Consider the following 22,146-nt stretch of genomic DNA (forward strand, 5'->3'; position numbering starts at 1 on the left):
CAGTTTAATCTTGCTTGAAGTCTTCACTATAAATAGTAAGACGACTTCTAATCTTGGCTCATCTAATCTGGCAAATCGCTAAAAATTATGTTCGTAATGAATTAACTTTGAGTTTTTCTGCTGATTAAATGATAATTTTTATAGTTAGGATAAACTCCGAAAAGAAGTTCAAACCAACTTTATTTTTAGCATTCTGTCTCAGCAAAAATCCACACAAGTTGTTCTTTAGTTTTGATTTTAAATAGTGGCTTACTTCTGTCGTCCAGTAAGTAAGTAATGCAATATTTGATTTGCTAAAATAGCGCTAAACCCTTATAGGTCGTTCTATCTAGCGAGCTGACTATCATATCATGTTAATGATGTTTGTCAAGCTTTTATTTTAAATCTTTATAATTTGTATCTTAAGCTAAGAACCTGATTTATCTACCTTATTTGGTAGTTTGTCTCGTTCTGTCCCTTAATGAGGTGCGTATTATAGAAGCTTTAAATAACTTGTCAAGAACTAAATTAGTTTATTTTAAAAATAATTTAGTGGGATGGTTTGGATCAAAGTAGTAAGCTACTTGTTTCATCCGCCTTCCCTCTCGACTGGGTGGCATTATACGCAGTTCTAAGTTTGCGTCAAGGGCTTATTTGGGTTTATTTTTATTTAATTCGCTGGTCATCTAATTGTGCCTATTTATCAAGGGTTTGGATTGGTGGGTTACGCTGCACTAACCGCATCCTATGCCACTATCTTACTTATAGTTTGCCCATCTTTTGAAAAAAGTCCTTATAAGCGGCGATCTTTTTATCTAGCGCTAAAGGATAAGCACGTGAGGTAGAAGGCAGTCTATATAGACTCAACTCATTTACTGGTTCATCTGTTAACTCTACCTTATCACTTTGCCACTGGTACGGATAGTCGATACTTTGATTGGTCTTAGGATACTTTGACTTGATAGGAGGCTCCTCCAATAAGTTAAGGAGCACCTCTGTGGCTTTGCCTCCTGTGGTAAATAGTGCTTCTAACTGAGGAACTTGCGGCAAGATGTTATCTAGATCAACTGGTGTCACGACGGTTAGGTTTTTGTCTGAGGCGTTGCCCGTCTCACGAATGGCCTGCCTGACCGTGGGACATAGGGCAATGCCACGCTCAAACAAAAAGTCGCGGATACGCTTGGGATCAAAACGCTTTTCGTCCCCTACTCTGAAGTAATTCACATCATCAAAGAAGGCGCCGCCATAGATGCGCCACATGTCATTATAAAAGTTAGGATAATGAAAGCGCATTGCCCATTTATCAGAAGTGGGCGGAAACGTGCCCATCATAATGACAGTCGCATTCGGTGGCAATACTGGCGCGAAAGGGTGAGTTTCTATTTCTGTAGTTGACTGTTTTGCATTATTTAGAGAATTATTGCTTTTAGCATCATCACTTGCAGTCGTATAAGTTTTATTAGTCATAACATTCTTCATTAGAAAAGCGGTTTTTTTGTTATCATAGCATACGATTAAAATTCGAAATCGAAACCTAAAAAATAGATATGAAGGCTAATAGCCAAACCTGATAGATAAGAGAGCACTTATGAGCGAGCTAAATAACGACTTAAGCATTACCGTCATCGATCATCCATTAATACGTCATAAGCTAAGCTTGATGCGTGAAAAAGACTGTAGTACCTATAAGTTTCGTACTTTGACTAAAGAGCTGTCGCGTCTTATGGCCTATGAGGCGAGCCATGATTTTGAGATCGAGACTTTTCCGATGGCAGGATGGTGTGGTGAGATAGAAGGCGAGCAAATTGTTGGTAAGACAGCCACAGTTGTGCCTATTTTACGTGCTGGTCTAGGAATGCTCGATGGCGTGCTCGATTTGATCCCAACAGCGAAAATCTCGGTAGTCGGTCTGCAACGTGACGAAGAGACCTTACAACCTGTACCTTTCTTTGAGAAGTTCGTCAGCCACATGGATAAACGCCCGGCCTTGATCGTCGATCCGATGCTCGCTACCGGCGGGTCGATGGTCGCGACGATCGATATGCTCAAGCGCCATGGTTGTAAGAATATCAAAGCTTTGGTATTAGTGGCCGCGCCTGAAGGCGTGCGCTTAGTCAATGAGGCACATCCCGATGTCACTATCTATACGGCAGCGCTAGATAGTCATTTGGATGAGCATGGCTATATTATTCCAGGTCTTGGGGATGCTGGTGACAAGATATTTGGGAAGCAATTGGGTCAATAAGTTTAGAGCCTAGCACAAAAAACCAAGGAACATAAAAATGAATGTATTAATCACGGGCGCTAGTGCTGGATTTGGTAAGGCATTGGCTGAAAAGCTAGTGGCAAAAGGTCACCGCGTTATTGGCTGTGCTAGAAGGGTAGAAAAACTTGAAGCTATGGCTGACAAGTTAGGTGAGCGGTTCTTACCTGTAGCAATGGATGTTAGCGATACTGATTCTATTCCTGACATCATTGCTAACTTGCCGTCTGACTTTAGCCAAATTGATGTCTTAGTCAATAATGCAGGGTTGGCATTGGGCACTGAGCCTGCGCAGAGTGCCAAACTCGATGATTGGATGCAAATGGTCGACACCAATGTCAAAGGTTTAATGGCGCTGACTCACGCGGTCTTACCTGCTATGGTTGCGCGTGACAGCGGATATATCATTAATGTCGGCTCTATTGCCGGCACTTGGCCTTATTATGGTGGCAACGTATACGGCGCGACCAAAGCTTTTGTGAAACAGTTTAGCCTCAATTTGCGCGCGGATCTGCTTGGTACACAAGTACGCGTGACTAATCTTGAGCCAGGTAACGTCGCGGGCACTGAGTTTTCAAACGTACGCTATCACGGTGACGATGAAAAAGCGGCGCAGGTCTATGACGGCTTCAAAACCATGACGGGTGAAGATATTGGCGATATATTATTATGGCTTATTGAGTCGCCAGCGCACATTAACGTCAATCGCTTAGAAGTCATGCCAGTGGCACAGACTTATAATGGTTTGACGATTGCTAAAGACTGACTAGAAAAAGTAAGCTAGCAAACTCAAGCTATGTCTAAGTAGCTATTATCAACGTAATTCATAATAACGAAGCAATATAGTCTCAGCTATATTGCTTTTTTTAATTTCGCTCGTCTCAATTAGCTCTTCATTCACCAAACGCAAATCATGAAAGTCTAGTATTAGCACTTCGTTGCGTGTGCGCTCGCTGGTACGCTTATTATGGCGTATCGGAAAGCCCATGACTTGCTTGCCTGCTATGGTTAGCTGATTGATAATAAGGGGCGGATGGCTTGCTCGCCCTGATTGTAGCGAGTGTTGATGGAGCTTTTGCGCGGCGACTACTGCAGTAGCAGGGTTAACTGTGGTGGTAAATAGCTTTTCTTGTCTTACGCTTTTGGGCATTTCACCTGCAAAAAACAAAGTCTGGTTAAGGGGTAGATATTGAGCATGGCGTGTCAGCTCAGTGCGAAATAGCGCGGGCATATCCATATTGAAGCTGTCCTCCGTCTGCTGGTAGAAGGCGGCAAAACTACGCTGAATATAGCGCCCAAAAACAGTCGCATTGATCCACTCTTGATAGGTATGATTTTTTAGTAGCTGCTTGGCGAAGGCTTCGGCAGTCAAATCGATACTAGCTGTCAATATTGCCAGCAATAGCTGATGCGAATCTATAAAAGTCTGCTGCTGCCAAACTAGCGGATAGAGGCTCATGTCTAACGAAGCCAAAGTCGCTCTACTCATACTTAAGCTTCCTTGTTCAGGGTCAAGTTGCTATTTTTATTTATTATTATTTTTAATAGTAGCATTGATGAATTAGCGCTGATGATTATTAGTTATTGCAAGCTCGTTTTTATGCTATGGTCAGTGAGCTGATTTTACTATAGCAGTCTTACTGCAAGTATATAGGGTCTGTTGAAGTCAGCAACCTCAATTATGGCTATTATGCGAGCGCAAAAAGTAGAAATCATGATAAAAAAATTACTCACACTGCCGATACCCGGCCAGTATCAAGTGCAGACTGCTCATATTACGACTACTGATGGCACGCTACTCCCTGTTTCTACCATTGGACAAGGTCCGCCTGTGCTAATGCTGCATGCTTATGGGATGGATGCGCGTGAATTTTTGCCCTTTATTATACCGCTTGCCAACAAACATACTTTTTATTTGCCACATTTGCGTGGCTTTGGGCTGGCACAGCCTATCGGTCTTACGCAGTTTGATTTTGTACGGCAATATGCAGAAGATGCCCATTCGATAATCGAGCAGATTTGTCAGTGGCACAAAATACAAGCCTTACCGGTCGCTGCTATTTCGATGGGCGCGCAAGTGATGTGGTCTTATTTTGAAAAATTTGGCATAGCAAGAGTCAGCCGCTATCTCAATATCGATCAAAATCCTGCTATTCATAATCAACACGACTGGCAAGGAGGGCTATTCGGTTCGCGGCAACAAGAAGTATTCGACATCTTTCGCGGTGTCATCGATAGGAGTCTGCCTTATGCGGATGCCGAAAGCTTTACTCATCTGCCTTTTGCACTGAAACGTCATGCTACTGATGTCGAGCGTTTATTCTCACTATTATCCGTCAATCGCACACGCTCCAAAGCGTTTATACAAGCGATGACTTATAAGAACGATCCTAAGCTTGCGCTATATGACCATAGTATTTGGAATCATAAAAGGCAATGCTTACAAGCCTATCTAACCTTACCTTATGACTTTCGCGGTGCGATAGATAAAGTGACTATTCCGGTAGTCAATCTGATTGGCGGGCGCTCCAAGCTCTATGCTCCAAAATGGCAGCAAAAGGTGACGCAGATGCTACCTAATGCGACCGAAATTGTGTTGCCCAAAGCCGGTCATGCGATACCGTTAGATGAGCCTATCGGTTTTTACAAGGTACTGAAGCGATTTTTTGAGGAGTAAAGATCAGTATCATTCCTCTATTTAGCTCTCCTTGCGCCATATAGTCGTCAATGGCTTAACCTCTTATGCATAAGATACCTTATTGGCACAATACCTTTACAACATTTAGTAGTATTCCGCTTATTTTGCTCTGTATACTAAAAAATGACGCTAACAGTTATAAGGTTCAACTTCAAAAAACTGCTAATTTGTACAATAAAAGATGCAGTCTTTGAAACGTCATTTTATAACTCGTTCGTTTATTCATAAAAATACAATAATGCCAATGATAAGCCCAAAAAAGGATAGGACTATGCCATATGTAAAAGTTGCAACGCAAAATGATCAGCCCGTTAATCTGTATTACGAAGTACAAGGCAACGGCAAACCTGTCGTACTCATTCATGGTTGGCCGCTGAGTGGTCGGGCTTGGGAGTCGCAGCTGTTTGCGCTCGTTGAAGCAGGTTATCAAGTTATTACTTATGATAGACGCGGTTTTGGTCAATCATCGAAACCTTGGGAAGGCTACGATTACGATACCTTAGCGCAAGATCTAAAAGCGCTTATGGATGAGCTTGATCTGCAGGATGCTACCATTGTGGGCTTCTCTATGGGCGGTGGAGAAGTCGCTCGTTATCTGGGTCAGTTTGGCTCAGAGCGGGTCAGTAAAACGGTGCTCGCTTCTGCTGTGCCCCCTTATCTGTATAAGGCAGATGACAATCCTGATGGCGGCTTAGAAGAGGCTGATGTGCAAGAGTTTTTGGACGGGGTCAGGGGCGACCGTATTGCCTTTTTAAACGACTTTACCAAAAACTTCTTTACGCCAAAAGACGGCAAGCTGTTGGTCAGTAAGCCTATGCGCTTATATAACCGTGATATCGCGTCATACGCTTCTGCTAAAGCCACTTATGATTGTGTGAAGGCTTTTGCTTACACCGATTTTCGTGACGACTTAAAAGCATTTGATGTGCCTACTCTGGTGATTCATGGCGATGCCGATCAAATCGTTCCGCTCGAAGTCAGTGGTCAACGCTCACACGAAATGATTGCCGATAGTCAATTGCATGTGGTCAAAGGCGGCCCACATGGCATTAATGTCACTCATGCTAAAGAGTTTAACGAAACACTTATTAAGTTTTTAGATAGCTAATTGGCTTTATACTTTCAGTCAAATAAGAAAAGCGACCTTTATAGGGTCGCTTTTTTAGATAGAATTAACTCCTTTTAATTTTAATCTACTAATTCTTTGACCAGCTCAAACCTTGGTATTTCTTTACCATCACGCGTTACGGTCTCAGCAAACATCGTCAAAGGCCTAACCCAAACACCATACTCACCATAAAGACAACGATAAACCACTAACGTCTCTTCGGTTTCTGAATGCTGTGCGGTGTGCAAAACCTGGTAAAGATTGCCTTTATAGTGGCGGTAGATGCCTTGGGGGATGGGTTGAAGTTTTTGCGTCATGACTTTCGCCTTTTTTTATATTAAAAAAACAAGGCTAACGACCGTCAACCTTGTTTTTATTTACCTTATTAATCTTATGCGCTTTATGCCACCGTTACTCTAGCATACGCCTTTTTACCTGCCTGAATAACGATGCTCTGCCCTGAGGTTAAGCTAAACCCAGCATCAACCACTTCGCCATCGACTTTTACCGCGCCGCGTTTGACCATATCTTTTGCCGCAGAGTTATTCTTAGCAAGCTCCGCTTGGTTGAGTATCTGGGTGATAAATAGCGCGTCTGCACCTTCTAAATCCAACATCACCTCCGGCAAATCGACTGGCAGCTCGCCATCCGCTAAGACGTTACCGGCTGACTTATGCGCATTAGCCGCCGCATCAGCGTCATGGAAACGCTCGATTAACTCTTCGGCTAGAATGCGTTTGATCTCTTGTGGATTGCGGCCGTTTTCCATCTCGTTCATTAAGCCTTCGACTTCATCCATCGGCTTAAAGCTTAAAAACTCAAAATAACGGCGAATTAAGGTATCCGGCATCGATAGTAGCTTTTGGTACATAGTACCCGGCGCATCATAAATACCAACATAGTTGCCGAGTGACTTCGACATTTTATTAACGCCGTCTAAGCCTTCTAAGATTGGTACGGTGATGCAGACTTGTGGCTCTTGCCCGTAACGACCTTGCAAGGTGCGACCCATCAAAATATTAAAGGTCTGATCGGTACCGCCAAGCTCGACATCGGCTTCAAGCGCGATAGAATCATAACCTTGCACCAACGGATATAAAAACTCATGAATCGCAATGGGCGTTTGTGCCGCGTAGCGCTTGGAGAAATCATCGCGCTCAAGCATCCGCGAGACAGTCAACTGACTAGAAAGCTGAATCATATCGCCCGCTGACATATCCTTGAACCATTCGGAGTTAAAGACAATCTTGGTTTTTTCTTTATCCAAAATTTTGAAAACTTGTTCAGCATAAGTCTGCGCATTGACTTTGATTTGCTCATCGGTCAAGGGCGGACGCGTGCTGTTTTTGCCAGAAGGGTCGCCAATCTTGGCAGTATAGTCACCGATTAAAAAGTAAATCTCATGACCCAAATCTTGAAAATGCTTGAGTTTATTAATCAGCACCGTATGACCTAAATGCAGATCAGGCGCAGTAGGATCAAAACCTGCTTTGATACGTAACGGACGATTCAGCTTCAACTTCTTAACCAAATCCTCTTCGGATAAAATCTCTTGGGTACCGCGCTGAATCAGGGCAAGTTGTTCTTCTAGGCTGTAGGACTGCTCTGTCATGTTGCTCTCTTGTTTATCTTTATTAATGGTGGATGCCTTGCAGGCTTTTAGAATCTTGAAGGGCTATAAAAAGTGTTAGAATTTGAGAGATATATTAGCTTTTTTTAAGGAAAATTGCCATGAGTAACACCGCACCTACTATAAATACAAATAATAATGACTCTGAGCTTACTACTAACGATTATGACGACCTCGACTACACCGCTCTCACTGATGTCCTTGAACAGACGGTGTTCGAGAACTTCGACGACGGTCTATATATCGGTATGATGTCAGGGACGAGCTTAGATGGCATGGATGCAGTGCTGTGCCAATTCTTGAGCGATAACGATAGCGAAAATACCCAACAACCTTTGCAGATAATCGCAAGCTATAGTCAAGACTTCCCAGAGCGTCTGCGTGAGGTGTTACTGGCTTTGTGCCAGCCAAACGGGACTGCTGCTCTGACTCCTAACTTCGATGAGCCCAATGATTTGACGAGCGAGCTGGATTGGTTTGGTTGGGCTAGCAAAAAATATTCTGAGTTTACCAGCGAAGTAGTCAATACCTTATTACAGCAAGCCAATACCGATGCCGAATCCATTCTAGCCATTGGCTGTCATGGGCAAACCGTGCGTCACCGTCCGAAATCAGGCTTTACTCTACAACTAGTTGATGCCAATATCATCGCTGAGCGCACTGCTATCAGTGTAGTCAGTGATTTTCGGCGCCGTGATATGGCAGTTGGCGGTCAAGGCGCGCCTTTGGTGCCTGCTTTTCATAAAGCTTTATTTTCTGAATCCGCTAGCACTCGTATCTTACTGAACTTAGGCGGCATTGCGAATATCACTGTGCTGCCAGCTAATGATGATCCGGTCATAGGCTATGACACTGGCCCTGCTAATCTGTTGTTAGATGCTTGGGCCAAACAGCATATCGATAAAGACTATGATCAAGATGGTGCATGGGCGCAGTCAGGACAAGTGATCGAGCCACTGCTTAATCAACTCTTAGAGCATCCATTCTTTGTCCAGCCTCACCCTAAAAGTACCGGGCGCGAGGACTTTAATTTATCTTGGTTACAAGCTGAACTACAGGCCTTTGATAAGACGGCAACCGATAAACGCTATTCAGCCGCTGACGTACAGGCGACACTGACCGAGCTGACCGCTATCAGTGTGTGCGATCAGATCAATCAGTTTATTAATAATCAAGAACAGAGCTGCGTTTATGTTTGTGGTGGCGGCGCGCTCAACCGCTATTTGATGACGCGTCTGCAAGCGCATCTTCCGCACTGGGCGGTGACTACTACCGCTGATTTGGGACTGCAGCCGACTTGGGTAGAATCAGTCGCTTTTGCTTGGCTGGCGCGGCAGACCTTGATGGGCGAGACCGGCAACTTACCGGCGGTCACAGGCGCGCGTAAAGGCGTGGTACTCGGTCAAGTTTGTTTTGCTTAAACTGTCATTAGCAGTCATTCTAAGTTTACAAACGTACACTAATGTATATTATAATGACTGCTAAAATAATATCATTTTTGTATAGTCAGGATAGGATATAGTTATGAGCAAGCAGCAGCAAAAGTCGCGTCAAAAGCAGCCGCACTATGAGCGTTCCGATGAGATGCGTGTGGTAGTCACTGGCCTGGGCGCTATTACCCCGCTAGGCTTGGACGTTGAGAGTACATGGACGCGCCTGCTGGCCGGCGAAAGCGGTATCACTCCTATTGAGCACTTCGATGCTAGCGACTATCGTACCCAAATCGCAGGTACAGTCAAAGACTTCGATGCCAAGCAATTCATGAATGCCAAAGACGCGCGGCGTTACGATGAGTTTATTCATTACGGTATAGCGGCCTCGAGTATGGCGCTAAAAGACGCAGGGTTTATAGATGAGGTCAATGCTGATGACAGCCCTGTAGCGCATGTCGATCCAGAGCGTTTTGGGATTATTCTAGGCTCAGGGATTGGCGGTATTCAAACCATTGAAAATAGCCGTGACACCCTGCGCGATAAAGGCGCTAAAAAAGTCTCGCCTTTTATTATTCCAGGTTCTATCGTCAATATGGCGGCAGGCTTAGTCGCTATTAAGCATAAATTACAAGGCCCCAATCTAGCAACTTCCACCGCTTGTACTACCGCGACGCACGCTATCGGCTTAGCGGCTCGTCTGATCGCTCATGGTGATGCCGATATCATGCTCGCAGGTGGTAGTGAAAAAGGCTCAAGCCCACTAGGCATCTCAGGATTTGGTGCTATGCATGCGCTCTCTACGCGTAATGAGGAGCCGACCCGTGCCTCACGTCCTTTCGATAAAGATCGCGATGGTTTTGTACTAGGCGATGGCTCAGGTGTCATAGTATTAGAGAGTCTAGCTCATGCTAAGGCGCGCGGCGCAACTATCCTTGCAGAGCTAGTCGGCTTTGGGATGAGCGACGACGCCAGTCATATTACCGCGCCACCAGAAGACGGTAGCGGCGCGGCGCGCGCGATGCAAAACGCGCTCAATGACGCGGGTATTGAGCCCTCAAAAGTCGGCTATGTCAACGCGCATGGCACTAGTACCCCAGCAGGTGATGTCGCTGAATCTTTAGCGATTGAGTCCGTATTTTCAGTGGTAAAAGACAGCATCCTTGTCAGCTCGACTAAATCTATGACCGGGCATCTACTAGGCGCGGCAGGCGGTATTGAAGCGATATTTACGGTACTTGCCTTGCAACATCAAGCAGTTCCGCCAACGATTAATCTAGATAATGTCGAAGACAACTGTAATCTAGACTATGTGGCTAATCAATCGCGTGCAGCGACTGACCTTAACTACGCGGTGTCCAATAGCTTCGGCTTTGGTGGTACTAATGGTTCGCTTATTTTTGCCCGTTGGTCTTAGCCTAAACGCTCCATTTTGATAAGCTCATTTTGTTAGCGTAAGATTTATAATCGTTTTGCTACGTTTGTCCTCTTGCGACCCCTTATCGTACTTGCGTATGATAAGGGGTAATTTTTAGCAGTTTATGGAAGCCATTATGTCGAGCTATTCTTTTTCTCATGAGTTCTATCAGCATTGGACAGGAGCTCCTCAGTCAGTACGCGCCGCTATCGTGCAAGAATTAAAAGACATCACTGCGTTATTGCAGTCAGATACCTCGTTCGAGCAGTTCGTCTTTAGTAATCATGATCTCGATGCTCATCTTGATGATTTGTACGGTGCCCACGAGAAGCAGCAAGCCGCGGCAAAAGCACTTGCCGACGAACAAGCGGCATTGCAAGCTGAGGCTGAACAGCAACGTTTAGAAGCAGAGCGCCTTGAAGCAGAACGTTTGGAAACAGAGCGTTTAGCTCAAGTCAAAGCGCAGGCTGAGAAGCAAGCGACAAAAGAAAAAGCGCGAGCTGAAGCAGAGAATGAACAGCGACAAAAAGAGCAAAACCATCAAGGGCCAAGCGCTAATGAAGAAGAGCAAAGCTCAGATGATACTCATAACAAAAAAGCCGACACTGAGCGAAATGCTGAACTTTGCACAGCTACTGATAAAAAAACGACTACTGCTTATGATGAGCATCTGATTAAAGCAATCGATGCTAAAGCTTCTTATGCAGCGTCTTCCATCGACCTATCGTTAAAGGACACGAAACTTAGTACAGCTGAGCAACAAATGATTCATGAGCTAGAAGTTCATATCGATGATTATGTAACCGAACAGATGATGCAACTGTCCGAAACGCTAAAGTCTTGGCTACGCGCGGAAGTCACACGTCAGTTAAGCGAAAAGCAATAAATCTTCAATGTGTAATAAAAAAGTCAAAAAATAAGCTCAAAGAAAGCGCCCAAGCCTTAAATGGCTGAGCGCTTTTTTATAGTTGATAGGTCAGAATAGCTTTTTTAAATAGCTTGCGTACGCTTTTTGAGCCACTCAAGCGCAGCTCCCTCGACGCGGCTATTTAGCTCAACATAGACTTGGCTGTGATAGTCATTTAACCAATCAACCTCTGTCTGATCTAGAAGCGACTTATCGATGAGACGGGTATCAATAGGACAATAAGTGACTGTTTCGAAGTTTAGAAAATCGCCAAACTCTGTCTCGTTAGGCTTAGCCACGGCTTGGTTGACGACTAAGTTTTCAATACGAATACCCCACTTACCTTCGCGGTAGAGTCCCGGCTCATTGCTTGAGATCATATTTACTTTCATCGCGCGCTCTTTTGGCGTGCTAGCACTATAAGCGATAACTTGTGGGCCTTCATGGACGTTCAAGAAGTAACCGACGCCGTGACCTGTACCATGACCATAGTCCATCTGCGCTTGCCACAGCGGCGCCCGGCAAATCGCATCAATAAGCGGCGAAGCGATACCGTCAGGGAAGTGCGCGCGCGCCAGTGCAATATGCGCTTTGAGTACCGTAGTAAAGTCGCGCTTATGCTCGTTCGTTACTTGCCCAATACCGACAACGCGAGTAATGTCGGTCGTACCGTTTTGATATTGGGCGCCCGAATCAATCAGCAATAAGCCGCCTTCGCCATCAGCGACATCTAGATAGCTGAACTTCTCTGGCGTCGCGCGATAATGCGGCAAAGCGCCGTTGTCATTAAAGCCTGCAATGGTTGGAAAGCTTGGCGAGATATAGTTAGGCTGCTGACTACGCTTATCGATCAACATACTATCGACATCAAGCTCGCTCAAACGCTCGCCAGCTGCTAGGCGCTCCTCGAACGCACTGAAAAACTCGCACAGTGCCGCGCCATCTTGACGCATCGCTTCACGAACATGATCCACATCAGCATCTGACTTGACGGATTTAAGTAAAGTGCTCGGCGCAATCTGCTCAATAAAACCAACACCATCGATCATCTGTGATAACGTCCCAACGGCGACTTTGCTAGGGTCTAATAATAGTAAATCATCGACTGTCAGCTCGCCAAGCGCTTGTTGTACCGCGTCATAATCAGCAAGCGTTATGCCGCTATCTTGCAGGCTTTGCTCGATATCGGTACTGACTTTATTATTATCAACAAATAGCGTTGCGGTCTCTGCATCGATCAGCATATGCGCCAAAAACACAGGATTATAATCGACATCAGAGCCGCGTAGGTTAGTCAGCCAAGCGATATCATCTAAGCTCGATAATAGATGATGCGTCGCACTGCTATCTGCCATACCGCGCCGAACCGCGCTGAGCTTATCGGTGGCAGACTGCGACACAAACTGCTCGTCATGCTGATATAACTTCGCAGTTGGCAATGCTGGACGCTCTGCCCAAATGTCAGTCAACACGTCACGATCCGTAATCAAAGTAATGTCGTGAGCTTCAAACGCCTCCAATAGACGGTCTTGCTCAGCGATGGAGAGCACATTGCCATCAATTGCTACGCTATCACCTTCGCTCAAATGCTCGCTCAACCAGTCGATGTGGTTGGGCTGCTTGGGCGCGAGCTTCTCTAGGGTAATACCAGTATCTGCTAACTGGTCAGCGGCGTGTACCCAATAGCGGCTATCGGTCCATAGTCCCGCAAAGTCAGCGGTGACCACCAGCGTACCAACAGAACCGGTAAACCCTGAGAGCCATTGACGGGCCTGCCAATACTCCGGCAGATACTCAGATAGATGCGGATCCGCAGAAGGGACGATAATAGCGCTAAGATCTTGTTTCGTGAGCACTTGGCGTAGGCTGTCGATACGGTCGTGAATAGTCTGTTTGTTCATTGGGTGTTCCTTATATTTTTGATTAGTCAGTTTTGACTGATTTATTCGTTTTTGAGCTAGCGATTATCATTAATCGTCTTATTTTGATAAAAAAATTATAAATAGTTATCGGTATCACTAGAGGTTTGGGCGTGTAGATGATTTTCAATAGCTAAGCTGAGCTATCTTTTTATAAAAAGAGAAAACGTGCCACCCAAGGTAACACGTTTTACTTTATTTTATTATGAGTAGCGGCTGACTCGTTATAAGCGCTACGCTTTACGATCATTACACTTTGCCATCCGCCTGCTCGCTCTTTTTGAGCATAGTATTGATCGGTTTGGCTAACAGTAACAAAATCACCGCTGTTACTACCAAAAAGATAGTCATAGTGGTAAATAGACCGGGTAATCCTTCAATCTTGTCTGCGGACACGTAACCACCAAAAAAAGCGGCAACCAAATTACCCATTGCTAAAGAGGCAAAGAACAGCCCCATCATCTGCCCTTGCATACCTTTTGGTGCCAGTTTAGTCATAGAGGATAAACCAACAGGACTAAGCGCCAATTCGCCAAGCGTCAATAATAAAAGGCTACCGACTAACCATAAAGGCGAAGCCAATCCGCCCTCATTAGTGAGAATGCTTTTAGACGCTAGAATCATCAGTCCAAAGCCAGCTGCTGCTAAGAGCATACCAAGAGCGAACTTAACCATACTGCTAGGCTCAACCCCTCTATTACCCAGCTTAACCCATATAATACTGACGATCGGCGCTAGCAATAAAATAAACAACGGGTTTAGCGATTGAAACCAAATGCTAGGAACTTGGAACCCTAAAACATCTAAATCGGTATAGTTATCAGCAAACAAGTTAAAAGAGGTCGGCTGCTGCTCAAAGCTTGACCAAAATAGCGTCGAGCCAATAATCAGAATAAAACAAATCAGCAGACGCAGCTTATCGGTTTTATCAAACCTCGGTAAGACGAACAAGATAGCAAAATACCCTATCACTACAGCCGCGATGATATAGGTCATATACGTCACCACTCCTTCAGGATTGAACGGCATAATCCCGGTAGCCACTAAGATAACCACAGCTGCGAGTAACGCCAAAAACCCAGTGACCCAGCGACCTATGTTTTTGTGATTATCATTAGCACGCTCCCACTCAGGAGTGATGTCTTTGGCTTGTGCATAGTGGGTTAGTGTTTTTCGTGCTGAAAAGCGATATATAAGTAGTGAGGCTAGCATACCAAGGCCACCAATCCCAAAGCCGACATGCCACATACCTTGCTCTTTAAACACACCCACAATAAGCGCTGCGAGTAACGCGCCGATATTAATACCCATATAAAATATGGTAAAGCCGCTATCACGGCGTACATCGCCTTCAGGATAGAGCGCGCCGACCATGACTGAGATACAAGTCTTGAATAGACCTGACCCTAAGACGATACAGATGAGGCCGACAAAAAACAGGGTCATGCCAAACATGGCGGACAAGGCAATGGACAAATGCCCTAGCGCAATAATGATACTACCCCACCATAATGCACGTTCTTGTCCTAACCAATTATCTGCCAACCAGCCGCCAGGAACGGCGGCTAAATACAATGACCCTGCAAAAATACCATAAATAGCAGAAGCGGTCGTTTCATCGAAACCAAATCCGCCGCTACCAACAGTGGCCACCATGAAGAGGACCAAAAGTGGCCGAATACTATAATAAGAAAACCGCTCCCACATTTCAGTAAAAAACAGCGGGCGTAAGGGTTTAGGATGTCCCATAAAGCCGTTTTCTAGCGCTTCTAGCTCAGCGTCACTTCCCTGAGTTTTTGATGTTTTGCTCATACTTTTAATTCCTTCAAAAAGCATTTATGTATGACGAAGTGATTAATAATGACGACTAATGGCCATATAAGCGCAACATTGTTTCATTTGTATAAATTCAAGTAAATAAGCAATTGCTCAATAATTACACAAATACCCACAAAAAAACCCTGCTCTCGTTAAAGAGCAGGGCGTTATGTAAGCTTGAATTTCAGTAGTAAGAGTAATGTTCTTGATACGTCTGATAATCAGTCGTACTAAAACGGGTCAACCTACCAGCTTCATCAGTATTGGCAGCGCTTGTTATAATCGTTATCACTCATTCATTATGAATAAGTCGTTAGAAATAAATAACGATAAATTGGCTTTACTGAGCAGCTGTGTCTTCAGCATCAGCAGTAGCATCGGCGTCACCATCGGCTTGTTCTGCTGTTAGATCAGCATCAGCCGCAGCCGCTTGGTCTACCGTACCGTCAGCCGTAGCAGCAGCTGAACCAGTCGCTACCACTGCATCACCACTACTCGGAGCCGGCGTAGTAGTAGCATCAGCAGGCGTATCTGCTACCGCTTCTCCTGCACCAATAGTATCTGCATCGGCAGTGGCAACCCCAGTAGTATCAACCACAGCTTCTTCTGCAGTGTCATCTTCTGCTTGTGCAGCTACTACTGTTTCCTCAGCAGGCTCAGCGGTAATATGCTCACCCGCTGGACGCAAAAATGCAGAAATGCCAATGAGTAACACGATGCCTAAAAATAAGCCAACGCCGCCTAAGGCAAATAGAAACTCTTTTTTTGGACTGTTATTGACAACATGCTCTGACATAGCTTATCTACCTTACAACAAAGAATATTTGAAATATTGAGCCATTATATCGCAATTTATAGCGATTTGTTAAATCCCTTAACCAATTAAAGGTATTATTATTAGTCAGGCCGTTCATTTTTCCTGACTTGGCTAATTACGCTTTGGTCGCGCTTGAGTCGTTGAGCGCTTACTGGCATAACTGAGTCCCAATAATAGCGCTATGATAAGCAAAATAGGATAATGGCCCACAACCATAAAAGGAGTGCTGCCTACACGCGCTTGAACATTGCCGCGTAGCACCGTGCGCTCAAACTGTGGCGCACGCTCAACGATTTGCCCTCTATGGTTGATGATAGCGGTCACGCCAGTATTGGTTGCACGCATGAACCAGCGACCATTTTCTAGCGAGCGCATTTGTACCATTTGTAGATGCTGTAGCGGGCCTGCTGAAGTACCAAACCAAGCGTCGTTGGAGATCGTCAATAAAAAGTCCGTACCGATAGCGTTGCGGCGCGTGGTATCCGGATAAGCAACCTCATAACAGACGGCGGCACCTAAGTTATGCCCGCGTACTTGCAGTGGCGATTGCTCAGCCCCGCCGCGACTATAGCTCAAAATCTCTTGACTACCGGCAAGACTGGGCAATATATCGAGCATCCCCTGAAAAGGAATATACTCACCGAACGGCACTAGCCGCTGCTTTTTATACATACCTTTAGCATCGCTGCCAAGTGCTATTACACTATTATAAAACGGTGGATAGCTCTGCGTCGTTGGATCAAAGGCGGCCTCATCTTTATAAGGAATGCCCGTCACCCAAGTGGTATCGGTGTCCTTAGCCATTTTTACCATTTCACTGATAAAGCCTACCGCTTCGGTCTGAAACATTGGGATAGAAGATTCCGGCCAAATTACAATATCGCGGCCCCATTCATCACGCGTCAATCCAGCATAAATCTTTAAGGTCTCGAACTGATACTCAGTCAGCCACTTCATATCTTGCGGGATGTTACCTTGAATCAAGGACACCGATAGATCTGGTGTACCTTTAGGTTTGGTCCATTGCGGATTAATCAGCCATAAGCTAATACTCAATAGCAATAGCACCGATGACACCACTATATAACCGGCGCGGCGGCGCAGCAGCTCGACAGCACTTGCCGCTAGCAATACTGCCACAAAAGAGATGGCAAAAACGCCCGCTACTGGAGCTAATGAGGATAACCAGTACTGCTCAGTAAAGGCGTAGCCTAAGAATAGCCAAGGAAAACCGGTAAATAACCAAGTCTTCATCCACTCTTGTAAGATCCATAAGGCTGCAAATGAGAAAGGCTGACGACCAACGAAACGATTGAATATCAGCGCTAAGAAGCCATGAAACAGCCCCATCCCTAACCCCATCAACGCAATCAGAATCAGCGCCAGCCATGTCGGCGTCTCACTATAATCATTGATGGAAGTAAAGAGCCAAAAGGCGCCAACGCACCACAGCCCAGTACCATAAGCTTCACCGATAATAAAGGCACGTTTGCCGCTCATCTCTGGCAGTAATAGCGCATACAAAATCGCTGGCGAAACAAAAGCAATTGGCCAAAAGCCATAAGGCGCGAGCGCAAATATAAATATCGCTCCTGCCAAAGCGGCAATGATAGCTGTGAGGCCAAGTGGCATCTGATAGACCTGTTTTGGCTTTAAACGCTTTTGTAAATCATCAGTAGACAGACGCATAGCAAATTATCCAAGTTCTAAATCTTTAAGCCTAAGATGAGAGGCTATTTACGATAGTTGCAAATTAAATTGGCTCATAATAACAGCCTGCCATCATAAAAGGGTAAAAAAGCAAAAAACACGACCGTAATCGTGTTTTTATACCGTAAAAAAGAATCGCTCAGCTCGCGCCTTTCATCGCTAATGGCTGCCTATGAGGATATGGGAGTCAGCGCTGGTTTTGGTCACCTCAAGATCATTAATAGAGCGGCCGTCGACATCGGTAATAGTAATCTGCCAATCATCAATAGTGACGCTCTCGCCTTCTAGATCACTGACGTAACCTAGCGCTTGCATCACAAGCCCGCCCATCGTATCGACGTCAGTGTCGTCAAAGTGACTACCCAGCTCGTCGTTACAGTCCTCAATCACTGTAGAGGCTTGCACTCGCCACGTATTTGGCTTCTCAGGATGTACGACAATGTTATTAATGTCGCTATCTTCATCGAAATCATCATGCTCATCGACGATATCACCAACGATCTCCTCCAGCAGATCTTCCATAGTCACGACGCCGGCGAAATTACCAAAATCATCAACAACGATTGCCATATGTACCTGCGTACGCTGCAAGGAGCGCAGTAAGGTATCAGAGCGCGAGGTCTCACTAATATATAAGGGTTGACGTACTAGATCTTTGAGGCGTTTGCTATCGATCTTCTCTTCTTGGTCACGCATCATGTGTACTAAAATAGGGATTAAGTCTTTGGCCAATAAAATACCAATGACCGCATCATCATCTTGACTGTCAAACACTGGATAACGAGAGTGAGTAGTCTCAAGGATAATATCCATGACCTCTTTGAGGCTCGTGCTTTCGTGCAGGCCTATCACTTGCGGGCGCGGGGTCATAATCTCGCGCACTTGCGTCGCTGGTAGATCTAATACGCCTTCTAACATATCAACCGTATCAGGCTCTAAAAACTGGCGCGACTGCTGCACCAAGCCAATTAATTCATCGCGGGTTTCAGGAGCGGTCGATAGCCAGCGTTTTAAGCCGCGCATCGACCAACTACTCGGACTGGGAGCATCATCAGACATAGTGATGTGAGTTAACCTCTTAAGTTTATGGACAGGGAAATAATTGCTATTCAAGTTGCTACTATCACAGTAACTACTAACAAAGTAGCGACTATAAAATTTTTACTAAACCGGGTATAGATGGGGATGAAATCGTAAATAAAAACAACTATCCGACAATAGCGCAAAACACTCACCTATTTAGCTTCACTTTATCCCAAGGCTTAGCGACATTCAACGACAAATTTATCCAAATTGTACTGTCAGTGTGTTATAAACTTTGCTATGGTCAAAACCTTCATTTACGTAGTTCATTCTTATGTCACGTCGTTCGTTTTTATCTCGGCTATTAGCGCCGCGTCGTCAAGCCAATAGCGCTACAAATACCAAAACCTTAGCTAATCGTCATAGTTGGCTATACCGTATCGTGCGCTTTTTTATCGTCGTTGCTTTAATACTATCGGCACTTTGGCTGTTATTAGCGCTTTGGTATCAGTTCGGTGCGCTCAGCCCTATCACTTGGCTAGCCAGCATCCTCATTGTTGGCTTTTTGGCCTCGTTAACGATATTGCTATACGCACCAACACTCGCGAATAAAATATCTAATAAGACGCTTAAAACCAAAAAACTAAGCAAATTCCTGACTGTTTTGTATAGTGGGCTCTGGCTAGTAGGCGTTGGCTGGTATTTTTCTATCGAAGCCAAAAGCGATCGCGACTGGCAGCCGGAAGTCAGCGAAGTGCTATCTTATACTCGCGATGCTAATAACCCTAATCTGATTACCTTTAACAATGTACGTAACTTTGATTGGTATCTTGCTGATGAGGATGCAAACGAGTCTAGTCAGGGTGAAGCGCTTGCGATTAACGCCACTGAGCGTTGGGAGACCCGCACCGTTGATATCTCAAAGCTATCAGGCGTTGATATCACCAACTCTTATTGGATGGGGCCGCTGATTGCGCATACTTTAGTGAGCTTTCGCTTTGAGGATGATAGGCCGCTCGCTTTTTCCTTTGAAATTCGTAAAGAGAATGATGAGTCCTTCTCCGCTTTTGCAGGGTTTTTTCGGCGCTTTGAGCTCAGCCTTATTGCCTCGGAGGAGCGTGACATTATCTACACTCGTAGTAATGCTCGCGGTGAGCAAGTTTACTTATTTCCTATTAGTCATTTGCAAAAGCATGAGGTTAAGGCGCTATTTGAATCTTATCTAGAGGCTGCTGATGAGCTAGTCGCCGAGCCGTCTTGGTACAATACTTTTACCACTAACTGTACCAATATCATTTTTTATATGGCGCGTATCGTCAGCGGCGAGCGACTACCGTGGGATTATCGCATTTGGGTCTCAGGTTGGCTGCCCAATTATCTTTTTGATATTGGTATGTTAGATGCCAATCCTACCAAGCAAGGACAACCTTGGTCGATGGATACTTGGTATGAGCGCACCCATATTAACCCTCAAGTGCAAGGATTCGATAATTATGCAGACGTAGAGCTTAATGATCAGCAGCTTATCGAGAATAGTCGCGCATTCTCTCAGCAAATTCGTCAAGGTCTACCTATTCCGCCGCTTGCTGACTCGCAGTTAGAGGCTGAGAGTCGCGCTAAATCGGCGGCTATTGTCTCCAAGGAGTGACTCTAAAAAAAGAGCTTTAAATAACCAATAATTTCACTCTCAGCTAAGTTTTAAAGTTGCCATTCATTATTAACTAGGATGACTTGGCACAATTGCTTAGCATCACTGCGTGCTGGGCTAAAGCACTCAACGTTGCGTAGGCTACGGCGTCACCCAATTAACTACCCGCTCCTCCATCTCTTCATCAGAGATGCCAACCTCGGAGATGCAGCGTCCCGCAACGCCAATGTTTGCTGCGCGCATTTGCTGCTGAGTCGCTACCGCATCTTTAGTCAATAATAGATGCCAATCTGGCAACGACTGCCCTTTATAAAGGCGTTTATAAGCACAGTGCGATGGTAGCCACATCATCTTTGGTAGCTTACCAATGGTCAATTGAATACAGTCCGGAACATACTCCTGACGCTTGTCATAATGCTGACAGTAGCCCGTTTCGCAGTTCATCAGTTGGCAGGCGACATCGGTATACTCAACCAATTCTTCGTCCACCTCGCCCTGCTCGTCTTCATCGATATATTTGATCAAGCAGCAACAGCCGCAGCCGTCACACAACGCTTCCCATTCGCTATGATTCAGCTCGTCAAGAGTATATTGGGTCCAAAACTGAGGACGCAAAGTTTCTTTGATTTTACCTTTAACATCAGCTGCTTTAACCTCAGCTTTTGAACCTAAAGCCAAATCTGTTTGATATTCTGCTTTTGTTTGAGACAACAAGTTTAACCTCATAGACTAGCCATAGTTCTAATATTCATTTTAATATAGTTTCGAATAACTAGTATTAGTTAGCATTTTGATAAATTGCGTTACAGTATTATAGCTGTTTTTGTCCGCTATGGGCGTTAAGGTGGTTGAGTAGTGAAAAGCAACCCTATAAATCACGCTATAAATACAATTAAAACTCATAACATAATAAGGAAAATAATATGTCAATTAAGACTTTGGAATTAGTAAGTACGACCGAGAACGGTGTTGAGCTCAATAGCTATGTCGCCCTCCCAGAGAAGGCAACAGACGATAGTCCCGTGCCCGGCATTTTAGTCGCTCCTGAATGGTGGGGCGTAGTCGATCATCCCAAATCAGTGGTTGAGCGTCTAGCCAAAGCCGGTTATGCCGCAGTCGCTATGGACGTCTATGGCGAAGGGAAACTGACCACAGATGCAGCTATGGCTAATATGTGGATGGAGCAAGTCCTCGCCGATCAAAACATGCTGATGGATCGTTGCCGTTTGATTTTAAATGACTTCGGCGATCAGCTGGGAGTCAATGGTGATAATCTAGGCGCCATTGGCTTTTGTTTCGGCGGTAAAGTTGTATTAGATATGGCGCGCGAAGGCATGCCGCTCAAAGCAGTTGCTACTTTCCATGGTAATCTAGCGCCCAAGCAAGTAGCCGATGATAAGTTCAAAGCCAAAGTACTTATTGCCCATGGCGGCGATGACAGTATGGTGTCTATGGACGCCGTCGAGGACTTCAAAAAAGAGATGGATAACGTCAGCGCTGACTATACGGTCGATGTCTATGAAGGCGCTAAGCATGGCTTTACTAACCCGCATGCTGACGAACGCGCTGCCAATAACGATGTGGACCTTGGCTACGACGAAAAAGCGGCAAAAGAAAGCTGGGATAAAATGATGGACTTTATGAAAGCGAACCTAGGGTCGTAAAGTGAATTGCTGCGCTAAGTAAAAATTGATTACAGTAAAGCAGAGTATGCACGTCATACTTTGTTTTTTTTATGCCCGAAATATAAACCGTTTGCTCTTTTATAAAGCGCTGCAA

Annotated in this window: 19 protein-coding genes; 9 read left to right on the plus strand and 10 right to left on the minus strand. The window is 45.0% G+C overall.

Translation table 11 applies throughout. From position 1 onward, the window contains the following. Positions 1 to 741: 741 nt before the first annotated feature. Positions 742 to 1,446, minus strand: a complete 705-nt coding sequence (locus ACTXGJ_RS06670) for a DNA glycosylase (protein WP_443565440.1) — start codon at positions 1,444 to 1,446, stop codon at positions 742 to 744. 121 nt (positions 1,447 to 1,567) lie between these two features. Here ACTXGJ_RS06670 and upp point away from each other — a divergent pair, with 121 nt between their 5' ends. Together upp and ACTXGJ_RS06680 are read left to right on the plus strand one after the other, a co-directional pair. Then, the gene (gene upp, locus ACTXGJ_RS06675) at positions 1,568 to 2,224 is read left to right on the plus strand and encodes a uracil phosphoribosyltransferase (protein ID WP_443565441.1); all 657 of its coding nucleotides are present in this window, start codon (positions 1,568 to 1,570) and stop codon (positions 2,222 to 2,224) included. Positions 2,225 to 2,261: 37 nt separating this feature from the next. Next, positions 2,262 to 3,008, plus strand: a complete 747-nt coding sequence (locus ACTXGJ_RS06680) for an SDR family NAD(P)-dependent oxidoreductase (protein WP_443565442.1) — start codon at positions 2,262 to 2,264, stop codon at positions 3,006 to 3,008. A 48-nt stretch (positions 3,009 to 3,056) separates the two neighbouring features. On the opposite strand, the gene ACTXGJ_RS06685 is transcribed toward ACTXGJ_RS06680, so the two are convergent. Beyond that, the gene (locus tag ACTXGJ_RS06685; protein WP_443565443.1) at positions 3,057 to 3,731 is read right to left on the minus strand and encodes a hypothetical protein; all 675 of its coding nucleotides are present in this window, start codon (positions 3,729 to 3,731) and stop codon (positions 3,057 to 3,059) included. A 192-nt stretch (positions 3,732 to 3,923) separates the two neighbouring features. Here ACTXGJ_RS06685 and ACTXGJ_RS06690 point away from each other — a divergent pair, with 192 nt between their 5' ends. Continuing rightward, complete coding sequence (locus ACTXGJ_RS06690; RefSeq protein ID WP_439257487.1) at positions 3,924 to 4,919, plus strand: alpha/beta fold hydrolase; 996 nt, start codon at positions 3,924 to 3,926, stop codon at positions 4,917 to 4,919. Between the two features lie 292 nt (positions 4,920 to 5,211). After that, positions 5,212 to 6,048, plus strand: a complete 837-nt coding sequence (locus tag ACTXGJ_RS06695; RefSeq protein ID WP_439244593.1) for an alpha/beta fold hydrolase — start codon at positions 5,212 to 5,214, stop codon at positions 6,046 to 6,048. Positions 6,049 to 6,128: 80 nt separating this feature from the next. Here ACTXGJ_RS06695 and ACTXGJ_RS06700 read toward each other — a convergent pair whose 3' ends face one another. Together ACTXGJ_RS06700 and tyrS are read right to left on the minus strand one after the other, a co-directional pair. Continuing rightward, positions 6,129 to 6,365: a DUF1653 domain-containing protein gene (locus ACTXGJ_RS06700; RefSeq protein WP_443565444.1), complete on the minus strand. Its 237-nt coding sequence runs from the start codon at positions 6,363 to 6,365 to the stop codon at positions 6,129 to 6,131. Positions 6,366 to 6,448: 83 nt separating this feature from the next. Beyond that, positions 6,449 to 7,660: a tyrosine--tRNA ligase gene (tyrS, locus tag ACTXGJ_RS06705; protein WP_443565445.1), complete on the minus strand. Its 1,212-nt coding sequence runs from the start codon at positions 7,658 to 7,660 to the stop codon at positions 6,449 to 6,451. Positions 7,661 to 7,779: 119 nt separating this feature from the next. Between tyrS and ACTXGJ_RS06710 the strand changes: the two genes are divergently transcribed. From ACTXGJ_RS06710 to ACTXGJ_RS06720, 3 genes are all read left to right on the plus strand, one after another. Then, positions 7,780 to 9,099: an anhydro-N-acetylmuramic acid kinase gene (locus ACTXGJ_RS06710; RefSeq protein ID WP_443565446.1), complete on the plus strand. Its 1,320-nt coding sequence runs from the start codon at positions 7,780 to 7,782 to the stop codon at positions 9,097 to 9,099. 103 nt (positions 9,100 to 9,202) lie between these two features. Continuing rightward, a complete protein-coding gene (fabF, locus tag ACTXGJ_RS06715) occupies positions 9,203 to 10,525 on the plus strand; it encodes a beta-ketoacyl-ACP synthase II (protein WP_443565447.1) in 1,323 nt (440 codons plus the stop codon). Positions 10,526 to 10,661: 136 nt separating this feature from the next. Further along, complete coding sequence (locus tag ACTXGJ_RS06720; protein WP_443565448.1) at positions 10,662 to 11,411, plus strand: hypothetical protein; 750 nt, start codon at positions 10,662 to 10,664, stop codon at positions 11,409 to 11,411. Positions 11,412 to 11,515: 104 nt separating this feature from the next. On the opposite strand, the gene ACTXGJ_RS06725 is transcribed toward ACTXGJ_RS06720, so the two are convergent. From ACTXGJ_RS06725 to ACTXGJ_RS06745, 5 genes are all read right to left on the minus strand, one after another. After that, positions 11,516 to 13,333, minus strand: coding sequence for an aminopeptidase P family protein (locus ACTXGJ_RS06725; RefSeq protein WP_443565450.1), 1,818 nt, complete (start codon positions 13,331 to 13,333; stop codon positions 11,516 to 11,518). A 267-nt stretch (positions 13,334 to 13,600) separates the two neighbouring features. Further along, positions 13,601 to 15,163 carry a peptide MFS transporter gene (locus ACTXGJ_RS06730; RefSeq protein WP_443565452.1) on the minus strand — a complete coding sequence of 521 codons (1,563 nt, stop codon included), beginning with the start codon at positions 15,161 to 15,163 and terminating at the stop codon, positions 13,601 to 13,603. 346 nt (positions 15,164 to 15,509) lie between these two features. Next, positions 15,510 to 15,965, minus strand: a complete 456-nt coding sequence (locus ACTXGJ_RS06735) for a hypothetical protein (protein ID WP_439244579.1) — start codon at positions 15,963 to 15,965, stop codon at positions 15,510 to 15,512. A 132-nt stretch (positions 15,966 to 16,097) separates the two neighbouring features. Further along, the gene (gene lnt, locus ACTXGJ_RS06740) at positions 16,098 to 17,675 is read right to left on the minus strand and encodes an apolipoprotein N-acyltransferase (protein ID WP_443565454.1); all 1,578 of its coding nucleotides are present in this window, start codon (positions 17,673 to 17,675) and stop codon (positions 16,098 to 16,100) included. A gap of 180 nt (positions 17,676 to 17,855) precedes the next feature. Further along, positions 17,856 to 18,755: a CBS domain-containing protein gene (locus tag ACTXGJ_RS06745; RefSeq protein WP_443565455.1), complete on the minus strand. Its 900-nt coding sequence runs from the start codon at positions 18,753 to 18,755 to the stop codon at positions 17,856 to 17,858. Between the two features lie 298 nt (positions 18,756 to 19,053). Here ACTXGJ_RS06745 and ACTXGJ_RS06750 point away from each other — a divergent pair, with 298 nt between their 5' ends. Next, positions 19,054 to 20,367, plus strand: a complete 1,314-nt coding sequence (locus ACTXGJ_RS06750) for an Lnb N-terminal periplasmic domain-containing protein (RefSeq protein ID WP_443565456.1) — start codon at positions 19,054 to 19,056, stop codon at positions 20,365 to 20,367. A gap of 141 nt (positions 20,368 to 20,508) precedes the next feature. Here ACTXGJ_RS06750 and ACTXGJ_RS06755 read toward each other — a convergent pair whose 3' ends face one another. After that, on the minus strand, positions 20,509 to 20,994 hold the full coding sequence (locus ACTXGJ_RS06755; RefSeq protein ID WP_443565561.1) for a YcgN family cysteine cluster protein: 486 nt from the start codon (positions 20,992 to 20,994) through the stop codon (positions 20,509 to 20,511). A 296-nt stretch (positions 20,995 to 21,290) separates the two neighbouring features. Here ACTXGJ_RS06755 and ACTXGJ_RS06760 point away from each other — a divergent pair, with 296 nt between their 5' ends. Then, positions 21,291 to 22,031 carry a dienelactone hydrolase family protein gene (locus tag ACTXGJ_RS06760; RefSeq protein ID WP_439244574.1) on the plus strand — a complete coding sequence of 247 codons (741 nt, stop codon included), beginning with the start codon at positions 21,291 to 21,293 and terminating at the stop codon, positions 22,029 to 22,031. Positions 22,032 to 22,146 lie beyond the last annotated feature (115 nt).

Origin of the sequence: Psychrobacter sp. 1Y11 (assembly GCF_052259045.1) — a bacterium.
GTDB lineage: Bacteria > Pseudomonadota > Gammaproteobacteria > Pseudomonadales > Moraxellaceae > Psychrobacter.

Bases quoted from the DNA above. Each gene is read 5' to 3' on its own strand.
- ACTXGJ_RS06670 (WP_443565440.1), bottom strand. From the start codon at position 1,446: ATGACTAATAAAACTTATACGACTGCAAGTGATGATGCTAAAAGCAAT.
- upp (WP_443565441.1), top strand. From the start codon at position 1,568: ATGAGCGAGCTAAATAACGACTTAAGCATTACCGTCATCGATCATCCA.
- ACTXGJ_RS06680 (WP_443565442.1), top strand. From the start codon at position 2,262: ATGAATGTATTAATCACGGGCGCTAGTGCTGGATTTGGTAAGGCATTG.
- ACTXGJ_RS06685 (WP_443565443.1), bottom strand. From the start codon at position 3,731: ATGAGTAGAGCGACTTTGGCTTCGTTAGACATGAGCCTCTATCCGCTA.
- ACTXGJ_RS06690 (WP_439257487.1), top strand. From the start codon at position 3,924: ATGGCTATTATGCGAGCGCAAAAAGTAGAAATCATGATAAAAAAATTA.
- ACTXGJ_RS06695 (WP_439244593.1), top strand. From the start codon at position 5,212: ATGCCATATGTAAAAGTTGCAACGCAAAATGATCAGCCCGTTAATCTG.
- ACTXGJ_RS06700 (WP_443565444.1), bottom strand. From the start codon at position 6,365: ATGACGCAAAAACTTCAACCCATCCCCCAAGGCATCTACCGCCACTAT.
- tyrS (WP_443565445.1), bottom strand. From the start codon at position 7,660: ATGACAGAGCAGTCCTACAGCCTAGAAGAACAACTTGCCCTGATTCAG.
- ACTXGJ_RS06710 (WP_443565446.1), top strand. From the start codon at position 7,780: ATGAGTAACACCGCACCTACTATAAATACAAATAATAATGACTCTGAG.
- fabF (WP_443565447.1), top strand. From the start codon at position 9,203: ATGAGCAAGCAGCAGCAAAAGTCGCGTCAAAAGCAGCCGCACTATGAG.
- ACTXGJ_RS06720 (WP_443565448.1), top strand. From the start codon at position 10,662: ATGTCGAGCTATTCTTTTTCTCATGAGTTCTATCAGCATTGGACAGGA.
- ACTXGJ_RS06725 (WP_443565450.1), bottom strand. From the start codon at position 13,333: ATGAACAAACAGACTATTCACGACCGTATCGACAGCCTACGCCAAGTG.
- ACTXGJ_RS06730 (WP_443565452.1), bottom strand. From the start codon at position 15,163: ATGAGCAAAACATCAAAAACTCAGGGAAGTGACGCTGAGCTAGAAGCG.
- ACTXGJ_RS06735 (WP_439244579.1), bottom strand. From the start codon at position 15,965: ATGTCAGAGCATGTTGTCAATAACAGTCCAAAAAAAGAGTTTCTATTT.
- lnt (WP_443565454.1), bottom strand. From the start codon at position 17,675: ATGCGTCTGTCTACTGATGATTTACAAAAGCGTTTAAAGCCAAAACAG.
- ACTXGJ_RS06745 (WP_443565455.1), bottom strand. From the start codon at position 18,755: ATGTCTGATGATGCTCCCAGTCCGAGTAGTTGGTCGATGCGCGGCTTA.
- ACTXGJ_RS06750 (WP_443565456.1), top strand. From the start codon at position 19,054: ATGTCACGTCGTTCGTTTTTATCTCGGCTATTAGCGCCGCGTCGTCAA.
- ACTXGJ_RS06760 (WP_439244574.1), top strand. From the start codon at position 21,291: ATGTCAATTAAGACTTTGGAATTAGTAAGTACGACCGAGAACGGTGTT.